Origin of the sequence: Pseudomonas sp. 2957 (assembly GCF_031456345.1) — a bacterium.
In the GTDB taxonomy this organism is placed as follows: Bacteria; Pseudomonadota; Gammaproteobacteria; order Pseudomonadales; family Pseudomonadaceae; genus Aquipseudomonas; species Aquipseudomonas siliginis.
Genome location: NZ_JAVDUL010000004.1, coordinates 317,932 through 338,216, shown reverse-complemented (window position 1 = coordinate 338,216; position 20,285 = coordinate 317,932). Strand labels below are relative to the sequence as shown.

Here is a 20,285-nt window from a genome sequence, read left to right as displayed (position 1 = left end):
CGTAATCAACCGCGGTACCGAATCACCCAGCCCTGCGGATTCGGGAAGCTTCCAATGAAATACCCTCCCACTACAATTCGGCCGTCCCCCAGTACCGTCATGTCATGAAGAGCCTCCAGGACCCCGGCCTCGTCGAAGATGCTGAACCCTGTGCCGTTGAATGACAGGTCCGGTGTTCCGTCCGCCAAAAACTTCGCCGTGATCGCACTCGGATCATCGTCGGTGACTCCGATTCCGGTGTCGCCGCTGACGACGATTGAACCGTCAGGTCGCGCTACACAGCGCAACCATCTCAAACCTTGCGGGACGAAGTCGGATAACAACGGTTTACCATTATTGAATACGAGATTGTAGGAGCCTTTGGACGTGAGGACCGCAATCACTCCACGCATGCCACCGTCCCTTACGGCAGCCCCTGCAAGAACAATCTTGCTATCCACAATTGAAATGGCGGACAGGTGGATCTCATCCTCACCAGAGATGATCACGACTCCGTTACCGCTCTCGCCAAACTCCCTGTCGATCTTGCCGTTAGCGTCGAATCGAATGACGTAAGCGCCCGAAGATGGCCCGCTATAGCTGCCACCAACCACCACAGCGCCGTCAGGTTGATGCACGACCAGCTGCGCAGAACTGTGTTGGTATGCAATGCCAGCGAGCTCGACAAGCGCGAAACCCGTGCCATTGAACGTGGTGTCGTCGGAGCCATCCGCATTGAGCCGCATGACGATGCCGCTCACACGGCCAGTGTCGTCTTCGACGGAGCCGACCAGCAGGATTTTCTCGTCTTGCCGCAAGACATTGTCGCCATGACCCGCGCTCCCCATCTGCCCATAAGGAATGTAACGCACACCCTGGTCAGCAAAGTTGTGATCCAGCCGTCCATCTTTGTCTTGTTTCACGACAACCAGCCCGGCAGAAACATCAGGCCCATTGTTCTGGTACTCGGCACGAACGAGCCAACCGCCATCCGGGAACGGCGTCAACTCGAGCATCGAGTGCATATACAAACCGTCCTTGAGTGAAATCTCGACGAATCCGGTCTTTTCTTCACCAAAACCGAGGTCTAGTTGGCCGTCCTCCAGAAGCCGGGCGATCAGCGTTTCCAGGCCATCCTTGCGTCGACGAACAGCCACCAGCAACTTGTTGTCCGGCAGAGCCAATACCGCTCTTACGTCAAACTCAGACAATCCTCCAAGCGGAAATCTGACAATGCCGTTTTCGCCAAAAGACGGATCAAAATTCAGCGTGCCACTCGTCAGGTTTGCGCTTAGATAGCGAGTGATCCAACCATCCACCCGGGAAGGGTCAGAAAGGCTGGTGTGGGTCATGGACACCACTATCCGACCGTCCTCCATGATTGCCAGATCATGAGGAAACACTGGCCCCGCTACGTTATCGAAGAGCGTATAGCCAATACCGTTGAAGGCCGTGTCCAGCTTGCCGTCTGCGAGAAAGCGCGCGGTAATTACCGCGGAATCACCGGCTCCAACGACAATGATCGAGCCGTCGAGCTGTGATGTATGCCGCCACGTCAATCCGTCTGGCAGTAACGGGGAAAACAGAGGCTGGCCATTATTGAATACAAGATTGGATGCTCCACTGGCGTTCAGCACAACCACCAACCCGCCATGGACGTTCTTTTGCCAGGCGTCACCCACCGCAACGATCCTGCCATCACTTTCGCGCACCGAAACAGCGTTCAAAGAGCTCTCGCCATCCTCGTCGAAAATCAGCTTCGCCTGGCCGTTGTTGAAATCCTTATCCAGCTTCCCCGCTACGTCCAAACGTGCCAGAAAAACTCCGGAGGCTGTCTCACCACTCTGAAAAACGCCGCAAACCAATACTTTGCCATCGGCTTGAACAGCGATAGCGCCGGCGGTGTTCGAGGTGGCACCGACATCCACCAAGACGTACCCCGCGCCGTCAAATGATGGATCGAGCGAGCCGTTCGCCAAAAGACGCATCACGACGGGCGATGGCCATGGCTCATCGATCAGCAGGAAATGGAGCAGGACGATTTTGCCATCGGCCTGCTGAACTGCAGAGACGGTAGAGGCATTTGTAGCGGGGGACTTTTGGCTTGACTTCGCCCCTGCCGACGACGCAAGCGTGGAGCCCGGGATCTTGTAGAAAGAAAATAAACTCACGCCTTTATCGCCGAACGAATCGTCCAGCTCACCGTCGCCTTTCAAGCGGATCATTGCTTGGCCGGCATCGACGGCCTTCTGTGTGAAGTATTGAACGCGCACCAGCCAGCCGCCGTCCCGCAACGCATCGAGCCCAAACACGGTGCTGATGCTAGCGCCGTTCAAAGATATCTCGACGAAACCCGTCTCATGACTTCCGAAGGACTTGTCGAGCGTACCGTCTTCGTTCAATCGGGCGATGGCCAGCAGCGCGTCACTTCCTTCCAGAGGAAGAGCGACCAGCAACTTCCCGTCGGGAAGGGCCAAAACGGCCGCAGCCTCATGGCTCGCAATGCCCGGTATCGGTAATTTCAATAAACCATTCAGGGCAAAAGAGGGATCGGGGGTACCTGGCGTGGTCAAGTCCTGAGCCTGAGTCATGTTCTTGCTCCATCAAGTGCGTGGCGTCCTTTACGGGACCGGAGCTTGAGTAGAGCATCGCGAAGATGAGCAAAGCACCTGACAGAAATGACAGTTCGACCGTCTTTACAGGCCTGAATAAAGACTTTGCGAGCCAAAGAACGCACGATTCTTCATTGTGCTTCGCTTGAAGCCAACCCAAAAAAATCTCAAGCCTTGGCCTTTGCCTTCCTCGGCTTCAAATACTTCATCAACCCCTGAAACCACATCACCAGCGCCGGGTTGCCCTTGAGCTGGATCGACTTGTCCTGAATCCCCTGCATAAACGCCAACTGCTTGTTCTTCGCCTGCATCGTGGCAAAGCCATAACCCGCGTCTTTAAACGCAATCGCAAACGCCGGCTCCGGCACCACGCCAGACTTGCTGGTGATGCGCTGATCCTTGACCACGAAATGCCGCGCCACTTTCCCGTCCAGCGTCTGCAGCTGAAACACCAGATCCTTGTCACCCAACTGCTGCTGGAACGCAGGATTTGTCCGGCTGGCCTTACCCATCAACAAACCCATCATCCACAGGAGAAAACGAAATTTCATGCGCACAGCCTCAAAAGGAAAATGAACGGCCGGGGCAGTGTAAGGGATTCGGACGATAACGCCAGTATCTGAAGCTGTTGGAAGAGGATGCAGACCATTTCCCGCACGATGACCGCCAAGTCACGATTCTACGTTCACCCCTGATCGTTCCCCCGCTACGCGTGGAAACGCATCCCGAGACGCTCCGCGTCTCACCGCTCACCTTTCCTACACCTGTTGAAACACATCCCTGTAGGAGTTGGCGAAGCCTGCGATCTTTTGATCTTCCGGCCCGCGAATCCATGGGAAATTTCCTGCGAAGTGCGGGGCTGTCCGTGAACTAGGCGAGTTGGTGCGCTAGGGATAGGCTGTGTGTGTCGCCGCTAAACCGGCGATACGGACGTGCAAGTCCGGCGGGAGTACACATTGGTTATGGCAATTCGCCGAGCGTTTTCCTATGCTCGCGGATCGTTATGGCTGCTGTGTATGGGAGGCCTTCGGGTCTGCCGGGTGACTCCACCGGTCTTGCACACCTATGCACAGCTGCCACCCCTTTCGAAGTGCGAGCGAAACGGTGCCAGCTCCTGAAACTGGAGTAAGACCGAATGAAGAAACCAACACCCAACCCCCCGGAAATCCCGGACATATCGCCCTACGAATCTCTGGAATCGAAGAAATTCCACGAAGCCGCCGAACGCGCCCTCGACCACCATTTCAAACCGCCCACCGAACCACACCCCAAGCGCGAAACCGGCCTCTTTAAACTCTCCCCCGGCACCGATGCCGAAGCCCTCATGGCCAACGCCTCCGAAGACCTGCTGTCCATCAGCGTCATCGCCTGCGACCTGGCTGACGATCTGCACGGCTCACGCCGCTCGGTGGCACTGGCCCTGAGCCGAATGGCGGACGGGGTGCGACTGATGGTGGAAGGGACGCTCGACCAGATTGAAGTGCGAAGCGTGGCGGCCAAGCCGTAGCGAGATTTGAGGATGAAAAAAGGGGACGTTAAGTCCCCTTTCTGCAACTGTCTGTAAAAATCCAGGCACAAAAAAAACTGCCAATCACGGCAGCTTTATTGAGAATCCGAAAACCTTCAACCAGCCAGTCGACCGACTGGCTCAAAATCAGAACCTTTGGCCAACGCAACATCCAGAAAGCGGCTGCGCTTACCAGAGCGCTTGGCCAAAACTTCACGAGCTTCAGCCTGGAACCGAGCAGCCATCATAGGCTTGGGTTCATGTTTGGACTTTTTCATAGAGACCCTGCGGATATCGCGCTTTGACCGGATATTAGAGGCGCGGCTCCCCCAATAACAAGTCAACTACAAGGGAATATTGAGTCCTTTTCTGTCAGCGGGCAGGTAAACAAAACGCAGGAAACGCTTTTAAACCAATCATTGCATCAACGATTCATAGGCAACTGAAAACGCATACGAACAATGCAATAAGCAAAGTCTTCACGAAACAGCCGACCAGCCATTTCGCAGTGCCCATCAGCGTATTGTTTCCAAAGCGGATCGTCGAAGGCGGCTCCACCCAATCGCTCCATCGAAGTCGCCAAACCTTTTTCCCGGTCCTGCCCAGCCATGGCCGTGGCGGCTTTGTAAAAACCGTCCAGCGGTAACCCGGTTTGCAGAGCAATCAACTCTCCCAAACGTGCGTTGGTTGTTTGCACCAGACACCCAAGCCTATCAATCGGCGCTTCGGCACCCGGGAACGTGCCTTGATAGATCTCCTCGCAAAATCCTTCTTTGAAGCGCACCCATTTCTTCTGCACTTCTTTGAGTTGCATCTTTTCCGCAGGCGCCAAACTGACCAGCGCTTTCTTATATTGCTCATTCAGCATTGCATCGACTTTCTCGAAAGTCTGCTGACCGCAGATGATCAAATCGCGATTGGTAAAGCTGTCAGGATTGCAGGCTTCCTGCGCATGCGCTGGAACCAGCGAAGCAGCCAAAAAAACACCCGCGATCAGCTCAAAGAACGTCTTGAGTTTGATCATGATTCGGATCCGCCAACACTGCGCTCAGCTACCCGCGCAGGAATCTTCGACGCCTTTCCCGCTTCCGACATACGCGATGCGTATTGCTTGTACGCCGGCACCGCTCGCTCTTTATCGTTCATACCCCAATAGCTATCGGCGAGATTCAGGTAAGCCACCGTCCGCTCTGGGTTATGTGCAATTACAGCATTCAACAGTTCAATCGACTCAGCGTAGTAACCCGCCTCGCCGAGCAGAAAACCGAGGTCGTTGGACCAGCCAGGATGCTGTCGGAAGTAGTACTTTCCGGTGATATAACTCTCAGGAGAGCACGCGCCATGTGAATCATCGCCCATCAGTGCCTCACTCATCACTCTTTTGAAAGAGCTGCTGTCACCCTTCCGATACGCCGCCAGCGCCGTATCCAGCAGGTCCGCCGAATAGACAGTCATGAGTTTTTTATAACCACCCTGAGGCCCGCTAATGTTCGCAGCCCGCAGCTTTTGAAGAGCCTCGAACCCATCGAAGGACGCCAGAGTGATAGAGCCCAATGTCCGCACCGGCAACTCCGCCACGCTGATGAGCGAGCGATCGCAATACTCGTTGTTAACCAACTGCAATATTTGCTTTAGCTCAAACTGCTTTGAACCTTTGTTGAAGGCGAACAACAGGTTGAAGTTGTAAACCGCGTTATCTTCTTCACTGGTTACCAGCGCGATGTAATCCCCTTCCTCAACGAACGGCTGCTTGACGACAGCTTCCTCAGCCTGCGGATCAATGACAGTCATGACGCCGGGGCGACCTTTAAGTACATGGACGCTGAATACACCCTGAAGCGCAGATGAGTACTGACTTTTGATCAGAGGCAGCGCCTTCGACGAATCGAGCAAAATTTCCTCATTACGTGCCTGCACCGGCGCGATCAACAACCGGTTGGAGGCCTCGTCCGCATCTCCTGCCAGAACAAATACGTTTTGCCGTGATGCATCACCCAGCAAGCTTGCCGGAATTTCCTTGAGGACTTGGGGCGCAGCAAGCGCGGGAGAACCTGGTACAGCGAGACAACAAGTTAGAGCGCAGAGAACGCTCTGCAATACGCGTGTCACTTTCTTCAATCCTTGATTCAATCAAATGATGTCCAAATACGTCCCAATTGAGCCCCGATTAGGCACCGGCTTCAGGCGCGCCGCATCTCAGCTCTTTGATTTGCTCGTTCTTGATCGGAATCACACAAGCGAGGCGCTTCTCTCCGAGCCCACGAAGCTCCGTCAACCTGAGCGTCACGTGCAATCCATCATCGGCAAACGCATGATCCTCAAACCCGCCATCGGCATAGTCCGTCCAAAATGCCTTGCCCTCGAAACTGCAAAACCGCTTGGAGGACAGCACTCTCCAACCGCCGTTGGGCGCCAGTATCTGGACCGTCAGGCATGGGCTGCCAAAGGTGCTGACATAACGTGCCACGACATCGCCGAAGCGCTGAGAGCCGGACAGGTACACCTTGTTGAGATCGACCACATTACCCGGCTCATCAGCGACGATTGTGTCCAGGTAGGCCGCACGCTCCAGACTTATTCTGGCCATGCAGTTGCTGATCGTCGTGACATGCGCTGCCACCCCAGGCTCGATTTCCGTGGCTTCAAGCGGGCACGTGGTGTCGCGTAGCTTGATCCAGGCGCGCTGGGATTCTCTGGCCATGGCGACCAGCGCCTTACCCTGCTCAGGGTCGCGCCGCTGTTGAGCCTCAAACCGTCCCAGCAGTTTCTTGTAGCTGGCATTGAGTTGCGTGTCGGCTTCTTTGCGAGCTGCCTCCACACACCGATCAACCTGGGCGCTAACGGTGATTTCTTTGCAGTCGTCCTCGGCCATCGCAAAAGAGGCAAACAGGCATCCAAAGGACAACGCGATAAAACGCGCAAACATGTTCAATTTTTCATTCCCTGAATGACGGATCGCTCAACGACACGTTGAGGTATTTTCTGCGCCTTGCCATCGGCGCTCATCGCGTCGCGGTACTGGCTGTAATAGCGCTGCGCTTCATCTTTGCGATCAAGGCGCCAGAGCGAGTCGGCAATGTTCAACATCAGCACCGTCCGTTTACCAACGGCCTCAACGCCGCGATAAAACTTCAGCGCTAGCTCATCTCTACCGCCCTCGGCCAAGTAGAAAGCCAGGTCGTTGAACGCTTGAACATTGCGCGACGGTGGGTGACAAGCCATATAGGACTCTGGACTTATAGTGCGAAGATTGAATGCGAGTTCTTCCACGCGAGATTGTGGCATCTCAATATTTGAGACCTGCTTCAATAAGTCCTTTGGAGACGGCGTCTGCATGACGAGGTCAGGCGCATCCTCTTCCCCGGAAGTCCACCGATTGCCCTTCCACTTGCCGTAGCAAAACCTGGCTGCCGGCTGACTGAGCACGCAACCGGTCTCCATTGAAATGACCCCGCAACCAGTTTCCTCTGTCGGGATTTCTTCACCCTCCTGGCCAATGACAACGCCATACAGTGTCTGAAGGAGGAGCAATGTTTTCTTGTCGGGACTTAACCAAGCCTCATGCGTCTCAGTACCCACCGCGGGTACATAGAGGGGAAACGTTTTTCCATTGGCGGTAAACGAGGCAACCGCCGACTCCGCAGCAGGCCTGCCCCATGTCTTGTCCTTCAGCGTCACTAAGTGCCCGCCAACCCCCACGATCTGAATATTTTCAGACAAGGCATTGGCTGAAGCTGACAGGCTCATGACAATCATCAACCACTTAAGACTGCCCGCGAGAAGACGGTTCATCCACTCACTCCTCATCCATCGGCGACGATTCAACGTCGGTCATGCTCAGCAGCCGGAATTCGTTGCTCACAAACTCGTAGTAACGATCCCGGTTGCCGCTCTCCAAAGCATTCCCCTGCGCATCTTCTTCGCCGTCGAGCGTGATGCCGGACACGATAATCAAGCTGCTGTCGGGCTGGAAAACCATGCCGAACGTGCTGCCGTCGTAAGCATTCGGTAGACCGCCAACGACTTCCCCAGTCTGAGCGTCCATCACTTCGCCGCAAATGGCGCTGCCGCCACAGCCGAGCCTGTGCAGGATGTAATGGCCGGCGAAGTTGACCTTGCCTTTCAGGGCTTGCACCCGTGCCTGATCCATCATTGGGCTGCTGTTTTCTTGCGGCACCAGCTTATGGTTGGGGCCGGTGAAAACTGGCGTGACGGTGTAATCCTTGAAGGTTGGATCGGCAGCGAATGCCATGGATGCGGCAACCAATAACAGGCTGCCGAGAAGAACCGAAAATCCTTTCACGCTGTAGCTCCGTCGACGTAATGCATTTTGGGGATGTTCATTCGAAGGCAATGCCGCGCACCGCTTTCTTGATTTGTTCGAATCCTTCGTTGCTGATCGCCAACGGGGTGGATGAACCCGATTCCGCCGAGCCGATCAGCACGTCTTTGCCCCTCAGCAAGCAAAAAGCGATGCGGGTAATGTGCCGTCGTGACTTGTCGTGGAAACCGAAGATGAAACCCGAAGAACTCTCCCCGCCCCATTGCTCGAAGGTGTAGGTGTTCGCACGACCGGCCAGCGAATTGGGCACCCAGCCCTGATCGGTAAGGGTCGCCGGACACCTGCGGTCGTTGTCGTCACGCAGGACTTGCACCGCAAACGCATCGTCTACCGGGGGTTTCCAGTCGGTGAGAAGCGAAAAGTACTCCGAGTTTTCACACATCAAACCAAACCACGGCTGGCTCAGGTCGCCGTGTTTCTCGAAGTGCCAGTCGGCACCACTCGAAGTCTGCGCTTGCCACAGGCTGGGAGCGCTGGACGGTTTTGGCAGTTGTTTGGCCGCGACAAAAATCGAATAGAAGTCGTTGAACTTCAACCATTGGTCCTGCAGCAACGGCATGGAAAACCGACACGACCCCATGTCGACAACTGTCTCGGTCGGGCCTTGGGCAACCGGCGACTGACCGGGTTCGTTACCGACCAACACAGCAGCTGCGGCGGTCACATAACCCATCTGTAAAAGCACGACCAGACCAATGATCAATTCGCGGAGGCATCGTAGTTTCACGTCACATCCTTCGAATTGATCAATTCCAACTCACCATCGCGATATAACACCTCACACCCCACCCACGCCGGATCAACCTGTGGCATCACCGCCGACGGCTTTCGCAACTCACGCAGCAACGTCGAGCCATGCGACAAGCGCCCACCCATCCGCGCAATCACCGCTCTCGCTGTTTGATAGTGCGCATGTCGCCCCGGATCGAGGGTGTCTTCGAGCAAAATATCCTCGCCCAGAATGCCCTGCACCTGCCCCGGATAAATCATGAACCCGGTGGCCTGCTCAGCACCTTCGCGACCGTCCTGCCAGAAGCTGCCGTCGCGGGTGCGCACGTCCGGATGCGGTGCGAACCAGTGCTCGCGATCCGCCAGCGGCATGGCGTGGTGCAGACGGAAGAAGATGCGCATCAGGTTGTCGCGATACCACTCGCGCACTTGCAGGTAGTAACCGCGCAGGCCCGGCAGGCCGGTCGAATGCGCTAGGCGGATCAGCCCTGACCATTGCGGGAATGGCTGTAGCGGCAGATCGCTCGACGCGGGCCGAGGGGTGGCCGGATCGGTTTCCCACGGCAATCGATGCGGACTGTTTTCAAGGTTGTCGTAAGCGGTTGGCGGGCGGCCCAGCCAATCACCGCCGCTGCTCGCCAGCGCTGTGGCGATGCACAGATTGCCTTGCACCACGAACACGTAAAACCGGGTGAACCAGTCCGCGAGTTGTTGGCCATCGGCACTCTGGGCGACGAGTTCGGCCAGTTCCCGATCGAAGCGCTGCAAGCCGTTTTCAAGGTTCAGCAAATGGCTGCGAGCGCTGCGTTGCATGCGCAAAAACAGCGGCAACGAACGCAGCATTTTGAGCGGTTGCCACGGCAGATGCGGAGTCGCGCCGCCGACTTCACCGGCGTAGTTAGCGGCGCTGATGCCCCAGTCGGCCAGCCGGGCAAGAAACAGATCATTGTTGATATAGGACGCGCCGCCGAACACGGCGGTGAACGGCTCGTTGTCCTGCAACACCCGCGCATCCCAACGCGCCATGATCGCAGGGATACTCGCTGCCGCGCGGCGCTGAACGTATTCCACCAGCACGCTCGGTTGCGGCGGCAGGATCTCGGCGATGTTGGCGGCGGTCAGGTGCCGGCGCCAGCCGTAATCGCTGATCGGCCGGTATTGCAGCAGCCACAGTTGTGAGCCGTCCCAGGCCCATTCGACATCGCCGGGCACGTAGTGGAACACGCGCAGTACGTCTTGCAAAAAGCGCCAGAGCAGGTCTTCGGTCAAACCGTGGGACGGCGTGAACGTGCCGCTGCGCCAGGCATCGCCGAGCCGCGAAAGCGTTGCCCGCGAGGGGCTGACGTGACCGTCGGCCAGCGATTCGAGATGGCCTTCCACCCACTCAAGTTCTACCGAGAGATGGCGCACGAAAGCGATGCCGGAAACGACCGGCGTGATGAAGCGCTGCACCACCACTTCCTCGACGCCCTCGGCCGTCAGTTCGGCGATGCGTTTCGGCACATTGGCGGTCGGCTCGCGCAGATAAGTCGTGCTCAAACCGGCATTCGCCGAATCGGCCTGATCCTCGCCATAACTGGAGGAGCGCACCGCCCAGGTCACATCAGGTTGAGCAGCGAGAAATGCCGGCAGGCGCGGATCGCTGCAATCGTTGAGCGTCAGTGCTGCCGGTACCGCTTGCCCCGCCAGTTCAGCCAAGCGCAAACGCCCGCCCTTGGTGTGCGCGACAAACCCGCGCTCGCCCGACTCCAGCCACTGCGCGAACTGCGCGGGCGAGTCGATCCACGGGTAATGACCCCAACCGGGTTTGAGGCTGATGGTCAGATCTGCGCGGGCGAGAATCGCCGACCACGCCGCCGCTTGCTCGATGCCGAGCACCGCGTCCTGATCGCCCCAGACCAGCTCGACCGGATCGGTGATCCACTCCAGCAGTGGCAACGCGGTATCGGCGCGAATCAGATCCCAGTGCGGCACAAACGCACGGCAGCGCGCATAACCGGCGCCCATGCGCTGGTACTGCGCAGGCGTCCAGGTCTGGTTGGAAAACTTGCGCGCGAACAGCGTGGGCTTGTTCGACAGCAGCCAGTGGATGGTCTTGCGGATCGGCAGCGGCGACATCAGTGCCGGCAAGCGCCGCTGCCACAAAAATGCCCCAACCGGCGCCAACAGAACACTGCGGGAAAAGTGCCCGGGCCGACGTTGCAACGCGTGCAGCACCAGCAAGGCATTGACCCCGACCGCCATGATCGCGCTGCCCTTCTGCGTCATCGCCAACAAAGTCTGCGCGTAGTCCGCCAGATCCTCGCAAGGCGGCTGCGGATTCGCGCCGAAGCCCGGCAACTCCAGCGGCACGACTTCGTAGCGCTGGAAGTGCGGCAGCGCGTCATCCCACCAATCGGCAGCGCTGCCGTTGCCGGCCAGCAGATACATCAAGGGTTTGCTCATGGACGATCCTCAGGTCAGATCGCGCAGAGCAGCGTCGAGAGTTGGATAACGGAATGTGTAGCCGGCCTCGGTCAAACGCTGCGGCACCACGCGCTGACCGTCGAAGAACAACTGCGCCATCTCCCCCGCCAATGCACGCACTGGCGCGGCGGGAATGTGCAACCACACCGGGCGCTTGAGGACCTTGCCGACCTGCTCGGCGAACGCGGCCTGACTGACCGTTTCGGGCGCGACCATGTTGTAGATGCCACGTAGAGTGTCGTCGTTGAAAGCCCGCGCGATCACCTGAAGCACATCGTCGCGATGCACCCAGCTCATGATCTGCCGACCGTCGCCCATGCGCCCGCCGAAACCCAGGCGTAACGGCATCAGCAGCGGCGTCAACGCACCGCCCGGGCCGAACACCACACCGAGACGCAGCACCACCTGACGCACGCCAAACTCGGTGGCCGGTTGCGCGGCGGCTTCCCAACGCGCGCAGAGTTCGGCCATGAAGCCATCGCCCTTGCTGGCGTGTTCGTCGAGGCTTTCGCTGGCATCGCGCACGCCGTAGAAACCGATGGCTGATGCTTGAATCCATAGCGTTGGTTTGTGCTTGGTGTGTTTCAGCCAGGTTATCAACGCTTCGGTGGTGCCGACTCGACTGGCGAGCAGTTGCGCCTGACGTTTGGGAGTCCAGCGCGGGCCGGCGACAGGGGCGCCGGCGAGATTGATCACTACGTCAAAGGCTTCGTCGTGGCTGAGCTCGCTGAACGAATGCACACAGCGAGCGCGGCCGTTGAACAGGTTGGCCGCGTCCAACGGATCGCGCGTTAGGACGCTGACCGAATGGCCGGCGTCTAGCAGTTGGTTGACCAAGGCTTCACCGATAAACCCGGTGCCGCCAGTGATCAGCACACGCTTGAAAGCGCCGCCGGCAAACGGGTTGGATTGGCTCGGAGTCTTTACTGAAGGGGAGTTTCGGCGGTCATGCCGATACAGCCAAAACAACGGTGGCAGTAAAACCAGCAACGCAAAACCGTCGAGCCACACGTGCGACCAGACCTGCTGTTGCGCCGAGAGCCACATGTCCTGCGGCGCCCATAACAGGATGCCGGCGATCAACCAGCCCCAGATGGCCGGAGCTTTCAAGCGATTGCCCAAGTGCACCAGCGCGAACATGTACAGCGAATAACTTTGCAACGTCGCGCCGAACAGCGCGAGCCACCAGACTTGTTGTTCGCGGCCGGCGGTGGGAACCGCATCGGCACCCCAGAACGACAGTTCGAGGACTTGCAGGTAGCCATCGAGCAAGCCGGAGTCACCGGCCCAGGTCAGGGTAAGACCGGCGAGGATATGCGTGATCGCAGCGGCATATAGCCAAAGCACCAACGCTGGGCGAAGCGAGGAAGAAGAGGCTGGCATTCCGTGTCCTGAGCGCGTTCCTTGGGGGTGGGGAGTTTAAAGGAAAATCGCGGTCGTCAGATGCTCAAGCGTTAAACGTTTTAGCGTGAGGGATTCAGACAAAACTTTTGCAAAAACCGCCTCAAACAGCCCCTCGAAATTCAAATGCAGTGGCTGGCTTTGATCGGCGCCGTGGCTGACGATCCCAATCGCCCCACGTTGAAGACGCCCAACTGGTCACCTTTGTCAGCCGCCATTTGATAACAGGCTAAAAGAAAAAGAGGACAGACCATAAAAGAAAAAAGGGACAGACCGCGTTTTTCGGGTAATTGCTAAAATCGTGGTCTGCCCCCATTTCACTGTCCCCATTTCACCCATGTCTCCATTTCACCCAAACGGGGCAGATTTACTCATGCTCAACGATAAAATAGCCATCGCACGAAACTAACAAAGCCGAACCCCCATGCGACTTCGAAATTTCATTTATCCTGCGCGGTAAAATATTTTTTAATACTTGCAGCGTCTTTATAACTGCAAACCACCTTCGCTCCAGAAACTAAGTCCTTTCCATCCTTGCAGTTTTCCAAAGCTGGATCAGATGGGTCACCTGTGAAATAGAGCAATGAAGCGTTTTCACCATCGACCCTGAGCGGAAGCTCCATGACTGAATACGAAAAACCATCAAACGCGGAGTCAGACAGCTTGCTCTTCACCAAGACATACATTGATTTACCGCGTCGCTCCGGAGATTTCCAATCGTAGAAGAAGACGGAGGCAATTTGATCACCCTCAACTTTCCAAACATATTTGAAAAATGTTTTATCTGAACCAATCGGAGAATAATATATTTCGGCGTCAGCAACATACTCTCCGTTCACCAGTTTTTTCAGACTATTTTTTAAAAAGAACACTGCAATCTTTTTTTCTCCTACTGAAGCCACGACCGCTGGATGAAACTCACTCAATGTAGGTGCCGCATCTGCTAACACATTGGATACGACCAAGCTTATGACCATCGCAAAAATGCAACGAATTTTAGACAGTTTCAAATATTTTTTCATTTTTATATATCCTCTGGAAATGCTTCCGACGTTCATCATAACTATCAGTATCTCTGTTAATAATACGAGTAACAGCATCTACGTTTTCGTCCGCATCACCCTTATCCGCTTCTACAAAAATATTGTTTTTAAGCCAGAAATAAACACCCGAACGAACAGAGTATTTAAACTGTGTATGCAAGATATCCGGCTGACCAACAAAATCAACTTCTTCATCCCAGAACGTTTTATGATAATCCTTAAAGGCTTGATAGTTTGCTTTACCCGTTAAATGTTTAAGACCTCTACCACGATATTTCCACCCCTCACCAGACGATATATTGCCGTTACCTAATTTCCCGCCATATGCTCGATTCGCTATCGCGATCTGATTTTCGTGAGACACATATTTATTAGATCCTGGATATCCATAAAGTGTTGCTTCATCAGGGTGATCCCTAAAATACTTAAATGTACCCTTTAGGCCAGGCACTCCATAGGTAAAGTCCTCTACCACCGCGCACTTCGATCCAATTTCCTGCCTTACCTGAGCAAAAAAGTGACTCAACCTCAACGGAGTATCTAATTTATATCTTTCACAGTTTTCATTTAGCTGGGTGGCAACTTCCGCCAATAAGACATCTTGTTCGGAGGTATTTTTTAGTCCTTCAAATACCCTTTTTAACATCTCGACGGTGATCTTTATTTTTCCGCGACTACCGATCTGATTACCAAGAAATGCAATTGGATGAAAATGCCATAAAACGCCATCACCTAAGCCTTTAGACTGTATAACTGAATCATCCCAAAATATTAAACTATCTATTCGTTCTTTTTCGTGATTTAGAACAGATGGGTAATTCTCCAGCAATGTATCCAGCCGCGCCCATTTGGAAGAGTCCGACTTAGATTTCCACTCCGTAGGGTGATATGCAATGAGCTTTGACCAATGATCCCTGAACTCAATATTCTTGAGTGCAATCGGGAAATCTTCGGGAGTGACTTTTTGATCTCTGTTACCAAATCGATCCAAGTCGTTATATAAGGTCTGGAAGAATTCTGGCATATTATCAGGATCCAGAAAACCATCAGAATTTGAATTTGATTCCTTAACGACGCGAAAGCCTAGTTTTTCCCAGTCGTGCTGAGCAATAAGCTCCGCCCCTTCTTTTTTGAGCAAACCCGATTTGCTTTCTGATTCATCAACTACGGTTACTTCGTACCACTCTTCAGGGTCCTTATAGATAACAGTTTTCCCAAGCTCCACAAAGGTTTCATTCGAAATTGTCACAACCCCAGTTAGAGGGGGCTTACTTTTCAAAGTTGTATTCGCTGGCAAGTGCAAGTATTGCTTTCCTTGCTTCACTGCTGCCTTGTTTTTCAAGAAATCCTCAATTCTCGGATCTGCCGAAAAAATTTCCACATGGACTTGATAACTTCTCGAAACCCCTCCATCAGGACCTGCCAATGTTTCATTTAAACCAAGAAAGCCGATTACGTCACCTGCCTTAATTGCCGTATCCATAGCTACGACCTTGTCAAACTCCGTAGGAATCAATCCAAGCAGTTGAACATAAGGCTTTTCAACACAAGCCCAAAAAGTTGCTGGGACAGGAGTGGAATGGCTTTTCAAACCGGTTGCAGTGCCAGAAGTACTTGGCACGAAGCAACATTCCGCCATTTTGTATGACTTAGAGCCAATCTTCAGGCTAAAAACTTTCCCACTATCAAATTCTATTACGCTATTTGTACAAAGTACTAAATCTTCGTTTTGCCCCAGACTATTTACCTGTCTCATTGCAGCCCCAGCTAAAGCGCCGTTACTCTGCGGTGAGGGGGCTACCCTTAAGGTAAGCCCAGAGCCGGTAACTATAGCTCTGACCTTGCCCTTCCAATAATCTGGCTTCTTTCGCTCCGGTGCAGTTATTGCTTTCCAGCTCGCACTGCCATCACCTCTTGGGTATGCAACACCGTTTTGCTTGTAGGCGAACCAGAAATCCTGTCCTGGCGTGCGTCCACCTACTGTACCTTTAATTAGTTTGCCTTTCGCGTGGATGTGATCAGAGTGCTCTTCAAGTATTTCAATTTGAGTTCCAGCAGAAATCGAACCGTATTCGATGCAGCCAGTCGCACCAGCAACATCGCTTCGAGCTTTAAACCCACTTGCGATCATCTTTATTTTCTGATGGCCCGTCTGTTCTGGTTCATCCGCGTACCTCTGGTATGGTAGCAAATGCATATACAGGCTATAAAATACGAGTTCATTACTAGTATTGGGCACGACCTCTTTATTAGGTGGTGATTTATAGTCGTGCTTGACAAGGCAGAATGAATTTGAGTACTTCAATTCCTCTGTAGTACTCGAACCTTCAAACTCAGTCTTTAAATAATCCTCATTCAACCGATAGGCTACGACGACACCATCTCCAATACAACGAATAGGTTCATCTCTCACACACTGCGGAGCAGTCTTATGCGTGATATGAATACCGCCATGCCAAAATCCATGATTCCCAAGTAAAAAGTTACCTGAGCTTTCACTCTCAAGTGCTTTAAAGATTTCTTCAGCATCCTTAAATTGCGATCCGTCCGCTTTTCTAAACGGGTACTGAAAATTCATTAATGGTGTAGATTCTACCGGTGCAGGTGCAGGTGCAGGTGCGGGCGCAGGTGCGGATCCTTCCCCCGTCCGAGTCGATTCCTTAACCCTTAGAAATTTTGTAGGGACTGGCCAAAAATATGCTTTGCTATAGGCACCAAACTTTGCAGTAGCTGGACCAGAGCTTTGCGCCCCAAAAAACTCACCATATTGAGAGTCCAGCGTACTATCATAGTGCTCTACGATACCCGTATGATTTAGCGTTTTATTATCTCGATTAGAGATTACGTTAATCCAGAGTACGATATCTCCTCGCCTCACATTAGCAGGACTAATTACATCATAGTATTGAAGTGCGGCTGCACTATTTAGCCCCGCCGTATTCTGGTAAGGAACTTGATATCCAGCGCCTGTGAGCAACAGGTTTACCATATGAGAGCAATCGACGATTTTTTTGCCATTTTCTACGACGAAACCATCTCCTCCTTCCTTATATCTATAGTTAGCACTCGTATAGTTACTTGATAAATCTAGTGGCTCTGTCATTTCTGCTTCCTGCAATAATCAGTAGCAATAGCTCGCTTTAGTAATTTCAGCGGTCTGTTTATTTAGACGTTCCAAATGTGCGATAGACCCTTTGCTGCCTTTTTTGGCAGCCACTTGGTAGCACGCAACCGCCCGGGACATGTCCTTCGTTACCAGCTCTCCAGTTTCAAAGGCACGCCCGAGTGCATTTATCGCAAAAGCACTTCCCATACGGGCCGCTTGCGTCAGCGCTTCCTCGGCCTGTGCTGGATGCTGGCAAGGGCCATTGGAGGAAATGTTGTTTCCATCGCAATAAAACAACGAGAGGCTCATCGCCCCCTCAGGCAGAGTGGTCGCTGCTGCCTTGAATAGCTGCTCAACCTTCTCCGTTTGCAACTGCGGAGCCATTCCGGAAAGACTCAAGCTTGCTGCATTCAAACTAGCCTGGGGATCACCGGAAGCGGCTGCGCATAGATAGTTTTCCAAGGAAGCTTCAAACAACTCACCTGTGAGTCGGTACTGCTCCAGCCCCCCTAGGCCTCTAAAGGCCTCTGCACGTTGAAAGCAAAAATTCTCTGCCTCGCTCATGCGGGGCTTGCTCGTCTCTACGAGATCTTTCTCACTGATCGACCAATCTTCAACCCCCTCAAGCACCCAACACGCTTGGCGAGAAAAATTAAAAATCTTGATGTTGCTATTACCTGCTCGCTTATCCACTACGTTGAAATGATTATCGTCAATCTCCTCAACCTCTACGCCTTCAGTCTTGTCCGCGCCTACAGGCGCCATCAACGGAAACGCTAAATTGGTGCTAGTAAGCCCCATCGTTTTAGGCTCAAAAACCCCATGATCTCCCACCGGTTTCAAAACCAGCGACTTCACCGTCATCGCAGTCAAACGCTGCTGGGTTTCAGCATTCGCAGAAAACGCCGGCAGAAACTGGGAAAAATCCTCGGACGGGCATTCATCCGCATAAGCGCTGCCATGAAACAGGCTCAACAGCGACGCGGTGAAAACCGCTATCGCGATGCCATTGCTCTTCTTCAAAACACGATTCATGTCGATCACTCGGAAAACACAAAAAAAGCCTTCGGTTTAACCTTCTCTGGCGGTGCATTCCCCAACGCCTTATCCATCAAACTCCCCGCCTTATCCTTATCCGCCGCACCCGGCAGCACCGGCGGTTTAATCCCGATGCCAGTACCCGACCCAGCCGAGCCCCCGGCATTGATCTTGATCACCGGCCCAACCACCGTAACCCCACCGCCATCGAGCTTGATAAAGCTCCCACCCCCAAGAATGGTCAGCTCTGTTCCCGCCTCAATAACAATCTTGTCCCCAGCCTTGAGGTGAATCTCTTTCCCCACACTGGTGAGCTGCGCAGTCCCCAGCTTCACATGCTGGTTCTGCCCAACCGTCAGGTGATCATCCAGCTTCGCTTCAACCTTGCGATCGCTGATGGTGGTGCGGTGTTCTTCAGCCTTCAGCTCGGTGTAAGTGTTCTTCACCACCGTGTCGTGGCGTTCATTGCCGACCCGAATCTTCTGGTCGTGCTCAACGTTCTCATCCCAATCGCGCTGCGCATGGATGTAGATCTGCTCCGCACCTTTCTTGTCTTCAATACGCAGTTCGTTGTACCCACCACCACCCGGCGAGCTAAGCGTTTTGAACACGCTGCGAGTCTTGTTCGCCGGCAGTGCGTACGGCACCGGGTTTTCCTTGTGGTACAGGCAGCCGGTGACAAGCGGTTGGTCGGGGTCGCCTTCGAGGAAGGTGACGAGGACTTCCATGCCGATGCGCGGGATGCTGATGGCGCCGTAGCGGTCGCCGGCCCAGGAGCTGGAGACGCGCAGCCAGCAGCTGGTTTTGTCGTCGGCGAGGCCTTCACGGTCCCAGTGGAATTGCACTTTGATGCGGCCGTATTGGTCGCAGTGGATTTCTTCGCCTTTGGGGCCGGTGACCATGGCGGTCTGGCTGCCGAGTACGCGTGGTTTCGGGTGTTCGAGGGCCGGGCGGTAGAACACGTCCCACGGAGTGGCGAGGAAAGTGTTGCGGTAGCCCTGGTGGAAGTCGTCTTTGTTGTCGGTGGTGTCGCTGGTCACGCCTTCTTCGAGGACTTGCGGTTGTTTGCCTTCGTGGAAGATTTCGGTGAGCAGCCACAGGTCGTTCCACTCGCTGCGCGGGTGGTCGGACATTTCCATGAAGTGGCCGCTGACCAGTCTGGTCTGGTCGCCGCGGCCTTCCGCCTGGCGGTAGTCAGCGCGGTGGCGTTCGAGGGCGCGCTGGCTGAGGAACTTGCCGCGCGCGCGGTCGATGAAGCGGCCGGGGTAGTCGTAGTCTTCGAGATCCGGTTCAGTGCTGTCGCCGTCCGGTTTGTATGCGGCTTCCATTCGCAGGCGCGGTTTTTCGAAGTCGTAGTCACGGCGAGTGGTGCGCGTGGTGCGGGTTTCCAGACGCAGTTTGAAGGCTTTGATTACCGGCTCGTCCGCGACCATGCCGCTGCCCTGCACGTAGGCGGTTGGCTGCCCAAGGTTCTGGAACACGGTCTGGTCGTCGCCGAACACCAGCAGGTGGGCCTTTTCGCTGTGCTGGAAGTGGTAGTGAATGCCCTCTTCTTCGCACAGGCGCTGGACGAAATGCAGGTCGGTTTCGTCGTACTGCACGCAGTAGTCGCGATCCGGGCACGGCTGGCTGAGCTGGAAGCTGTAGGCGTTGCTCTTGATGCCGTGCTCTTCAAGGATCAGCGCGATGATTTTCGGCGCCGACATCTGCTGGTAGATGCGCTGGTTGGTGCGGTGATGCAGGTATTGCAGTTGCGGCACGATCGAGACTTTGTAGCGGGTCAGGCGCTTGCCGGCATCGCCCTGGGCGACGCGGTAGATCTGCCCGTGAATGCCCGAGCCCTGTGGATCGAATGCCAGAAACGCCTGCTTGTGCAGCAGTTGTTCGAGGTCCAGATCGGGGTTTTCGCTGACCAGTTCGAGGTCGAAGCGATACGCCTGGCTGATGCCTTCGGTGCCGGTGAAGGACAGCACTTGCAGGTCGCCGACGTAGTCTTCGACCTTGAGGCTGAAGTGGGTTTCGTTAGCTGAGTTGAACATCGTGTGCTCCCTGTTCGAATGTC

16 protein-coding genes are annotated in these 20,285 nt (G+C 54.6%); 1 reads left to right on the top strand and 15 read right to left on the bottom strand.

Annotated features, from left to right (window positions below; translation table 11 throughout):
- Nucleotides 1-5: 5 nt before the first annotated feature.
- A complete protein-coding gene (locus tag J2Y39_RS16135) occupies nucleotides 6-2,570 on the bottom strand; it encodes a hypothetical protein (protein ID WP_310218749.1) in 2,565 nt (854 codons plus the stop codon).
- A gap of 188 nt (nucleotides 2,571-2,758) precedes the next feature.
- Nucleotides 2,759-3,142 (bottom strand): hypothetical protein, encoded by a 384-nt coding sequence (locus J2Y39_RS16130; protein WP_056790828.1) that lies wholly within the window; start codon nucleotides 3,140-3,142, stop codon nucleotides 2,759-2,761.
- Between the two features lie 584 nt (nucleotides 3,143-3,726).
- Here J2Y39_RS16130 and J2Y39_RS16125 point away from each other — a divergent pair.
- Entirely contained in the window at nucleotides 3,727-4,098 is a 372-nt protein-coding gene (locus J2Y39_RS16125) for a DUF6124 family protein (RefSeq protein ID WP_252868473.1), read from the top strand.
- 116 nt (nucleotides 4,099-4,214) lie between these two features.
- Here J2Y39_RS16125 and J2Y39_RS16120 read toward each other — a convergent pair whose 3' ends face one another.
- The 13 genes from J2Y39_RS16120 to J2Y39_RS16060 form a co-directional block, all read right to left on the bottom strand.
- Nucleotides 4,215-4,376 carry a hypothetical protein gene (locus J2Y39_RS16120; protein WP_163012154.1) on the bottom strand — a complete coding sequence of 54 codons (162 nt, stop codon included), beginning with the start codon at nucleotides 4,374-4,376 and terminating at the stop codon, nucleotides 4,215-4,217.
- Between the two features lie 146 nt (nucleotides 4,377-4,522).
- Entirely contained in the window at nucleotides 4,523-5,122 is a 600-nt protein-coding gene (locus tag J2Y39_RS16115; protein WP_122880295.1) for a lysozyme inhibitor LprI family protein, read from the bottom strand.
- Entirely contained in the window at nucleotides 5,119-6,207 is a 1,089-nt protein-coding gene (locus J2Y39_RS16110; RefSeq protein ID WP_310218746.1) for a tetratricopeptide repeat protein, read from the bottom strand. Before J2Y39_RS16110 ends, J2Y39_RS16115 begins: the two co-directional genes overlap by 4 nt.
- A 58-nt stretch (nucleotides 6,208-6,265) precedes the next feature.
- Nucleotides 6,266-7,024 carry a lysozyme inhibitor LprI family protein gene (locus J2Y39_RS16105; RefSeq protein ID WP_310218744.1) on the bottom strand — a complete coding sequence of 253 codons (759 nt, stop codon included), beginning with the start codon at nucleotides 7,022-7,024 and terminating at the stop codon, nucleotides 6,266-6,268.
- 2 nt (nucleotides 7,025-7,026) lie between these two features.
- The gene (locus tag J2Y39_RS16100) at nucleotides 7,027-7,890 is read right to left on the bottom strand and encodes a type IV pilus biogenesis/stability protein PilW (protein ID WP_150637138.1); all 864 of its coding nucleotides are present in this window, start codon (nucleotides 7,888-7,890) and stop codon (nucleotides 7,027-7,029) included.
- Between the two features lie 4 nt (nucleotides 7,891-7,894).
- Entirely contained in the window at nucleotides 7,895-8,350 is a 456-nt protein-coding gene (locus J2Y39_RS16095; protein ID WP_191636995.1) for a hypothetical protein, read from the bottom strand.
- An 88-nt stretch (nucleotides 8,351-8,438) separates the two neighbouring features.
- Nucleotides 8,439-9,167: a hypothetical protein gene (locus J2Y39_RS16090; protein ID WP_150637142.1), complete on the bottom strand. Its 729-nt coding sequence runs from the start codon at nucleotides 9,165-9,167 to the stop codon at nucleotides 8,439-8,441.
- On the bottom strand, nucleotides 9,164-11,614 hold the full coding sequence (locus J2Y39_RS16085; RefSeq protein ID WP_310218742.1) for an alpha/beta fold hydrolase: 2,451 nt from the start codon (nucleotides 11,612-11,614) through the stop codon (nucleotides 9,164-9,166). The genes J2Y39_RS16090 and J2Y39_RS16085 overlap by 4 nt, the downstream gene beginning before the upstream one ends.
- A 9-nt stretch (nucleotides 11,615-11,623) precedes the next feature.
- Entirely contained in the window at nucleotides 11,624-13,018 is a 1,395-nt protein-coding gene (locus J2Y39_RS16080; RefSeq protein ID WP_310218740.1) for a TIGR01777 family oxidoreductase, read from the bottom strand.
- Between the two features lie 458 nt (nucleotides 13,019-13,476).
- Nucleotides 13,477-14,058 (bottom strand): hypothetical protein, encoded by a 582-nt coding sequence (locus J2Y39_RS16075; protein ID WP_136493193.1) that lies wholly within the window; start codon nucleotides 14,056-14,058, stop codon nucleotides 13,477-13,479.
- Nucleotides 14,033-17,182 (bottom strand): hypothetical protein, encoded by a 3,150-nt coding sequence (locus tag J2Y39_RS16070; RefSeq protein ID WP_310218738.1) that lies wholly within the window; start codon nucleotides 17,180-17,182, stop codon nucleotides 14,033-14,035. The genes J2Y39_RS16075 and J2Y39_RS16070 overlap by 26 nt, the downstream gene beginning before the upstream one ends.
- Nucleotides 17,183-17,200: 18 nt before the next feature.
- On the bottom strand, nucleotides 17,201-18,220 hold the full coding sequence (locus tag J2Y39_RS16065; protein ID WP_236167779.1) for a tetratricopeptide repeat protein: 1,020 nt from the start codon (nucleotides 18,218-18,220) through the stop codon (nucleotides 17,201-17,203).
- A gap of 5 nt (nucleotides 18,221-18,225) precedes the next feature.
- The gene (locus J2Y39_RS16060; RefSeq protein WP_310218736.1) at nucleotides 18,226-20,262 is read right to left on the bottom strand and encodes a type VI secretion system tip protein VgrG; all 2,037 of its coding nucleotides are present in this window, start codon (nucleotides 20,260-20,262) and stop codon (nucleotides 18,226-18,228) included.
- Nucleotides 20,263-20,285: the final 23 nt, after the last annotated feature.

What these genes read in the sequence shown, in the direction of transcription:
- J2Y39_RS16135 (WP_310218749.1), bottom strand. Translation starts at nt 2,570, where the DNA reads ATGACTCAGGCTCAGGACTTGACCACGCCAGGTACCCCCGATCCCTCT.
- J2Y39_RS16130 (WP_056790828.1), bottom strand. Translation starts at nt 3,142, where the DNA reads ATGAAATTTCGTTTTCTCCTGTGGATGATGGGTTTGTTGATGGGTAAG.
- J2Y39_RS16125 (WP_252868473.1), top strand. Translation starts at nt 3,727, where the DNA reads ATGAAGAAACCAACACCCAACCCCCCGGAAATCCCGGACATATCGCCC.
- J2Y39_RS16120 (WP_163012154.1), bottom strand. Translation starts at nt 4,376, where the DNA reads ATGAAAAAGTCCAAACATGAACCCAAGCCTATGATGGCTGCTCGGTTC.
- J2Y39_RS16115 (WP_122880295.1), bottom strand. Translation starts at nt 5,122, where the DNA reads ATGATCAAACTCAAGACGTTCTTTGAGCTGATCGCGGGTGTTTTTTTG.
- J2Y39_RS16105 (WP_310218744.1), bottom strand. Translation starts at nt 7,024, where the DNA reads ATGTTTGCGCGTTTTATCGCGTTGTCCTTTGGATGCCTGTTTGCCTCT.
- J2Y39_RS16100 (WP_150637138.1), bottom strand. Translation starts at nt 7,890, where the DNA reads ATGAACCGTCTTCTCGCGGGCAGTCTTAAGTGGTTGATGATTGTCATG.
- J2Y39_RS16095 (WP_191636995.1), bottom strand. Translation starts at nt 8,350, where the DNA reads ATGGCATTCGCTGCCGATCCAACCTTCAAGGATTACACCGTCACGCCA.
- J2Y39_RS16085 (WP_310218742.1), bottom strand. Translation starts at nt 11,614, where the DNA reads ATGAGCAAACCCTTGATGTATCTGCTGGCCGGCAACGGCAGCGCTGCC.
- J2Y39_RS16080 (WP_310218740.1), bottom strand. Translation starts at nt 13,018, where the DNA reads ATGCCAGCCTCTTCTTCCTCGCTTCGCCCAGCGTTGGTGCTTTGGCTA.
- J2Y39_RS16075 (WP_136493193.1), bottom strand. Translation starts at nt 14,058, where the DNA reads ATGAAAAAATATTTGAAACTGTCTAAAATTCGTTGCATTTTTGCGATG.
- J2Y39_RS16070 (WP_310218738.1), bottom strand. Translation starts at nt 17,182, where the DNA reads ATGACAGAGCCACTAGATTTATCAAGTAACTATACGAGTGCTAACTAT.
- J2Y39_RS16065 (WP_236167779.1), bottom strand. Translation starts at nt 18,220, where the DNA reads ATGAATCGTGTTTTGAAGAAGAGCAATGGCATCGCGATAGCGGTTTTC.
- J2Y39_RS16060 (WP_310218736.1), bottom strand. Translation starts at nt 20,262, where the DNA reads ATGTTCAACTCAGCTAACGAAACCCACTTCAGCCTCAAGGTCGAAGAC.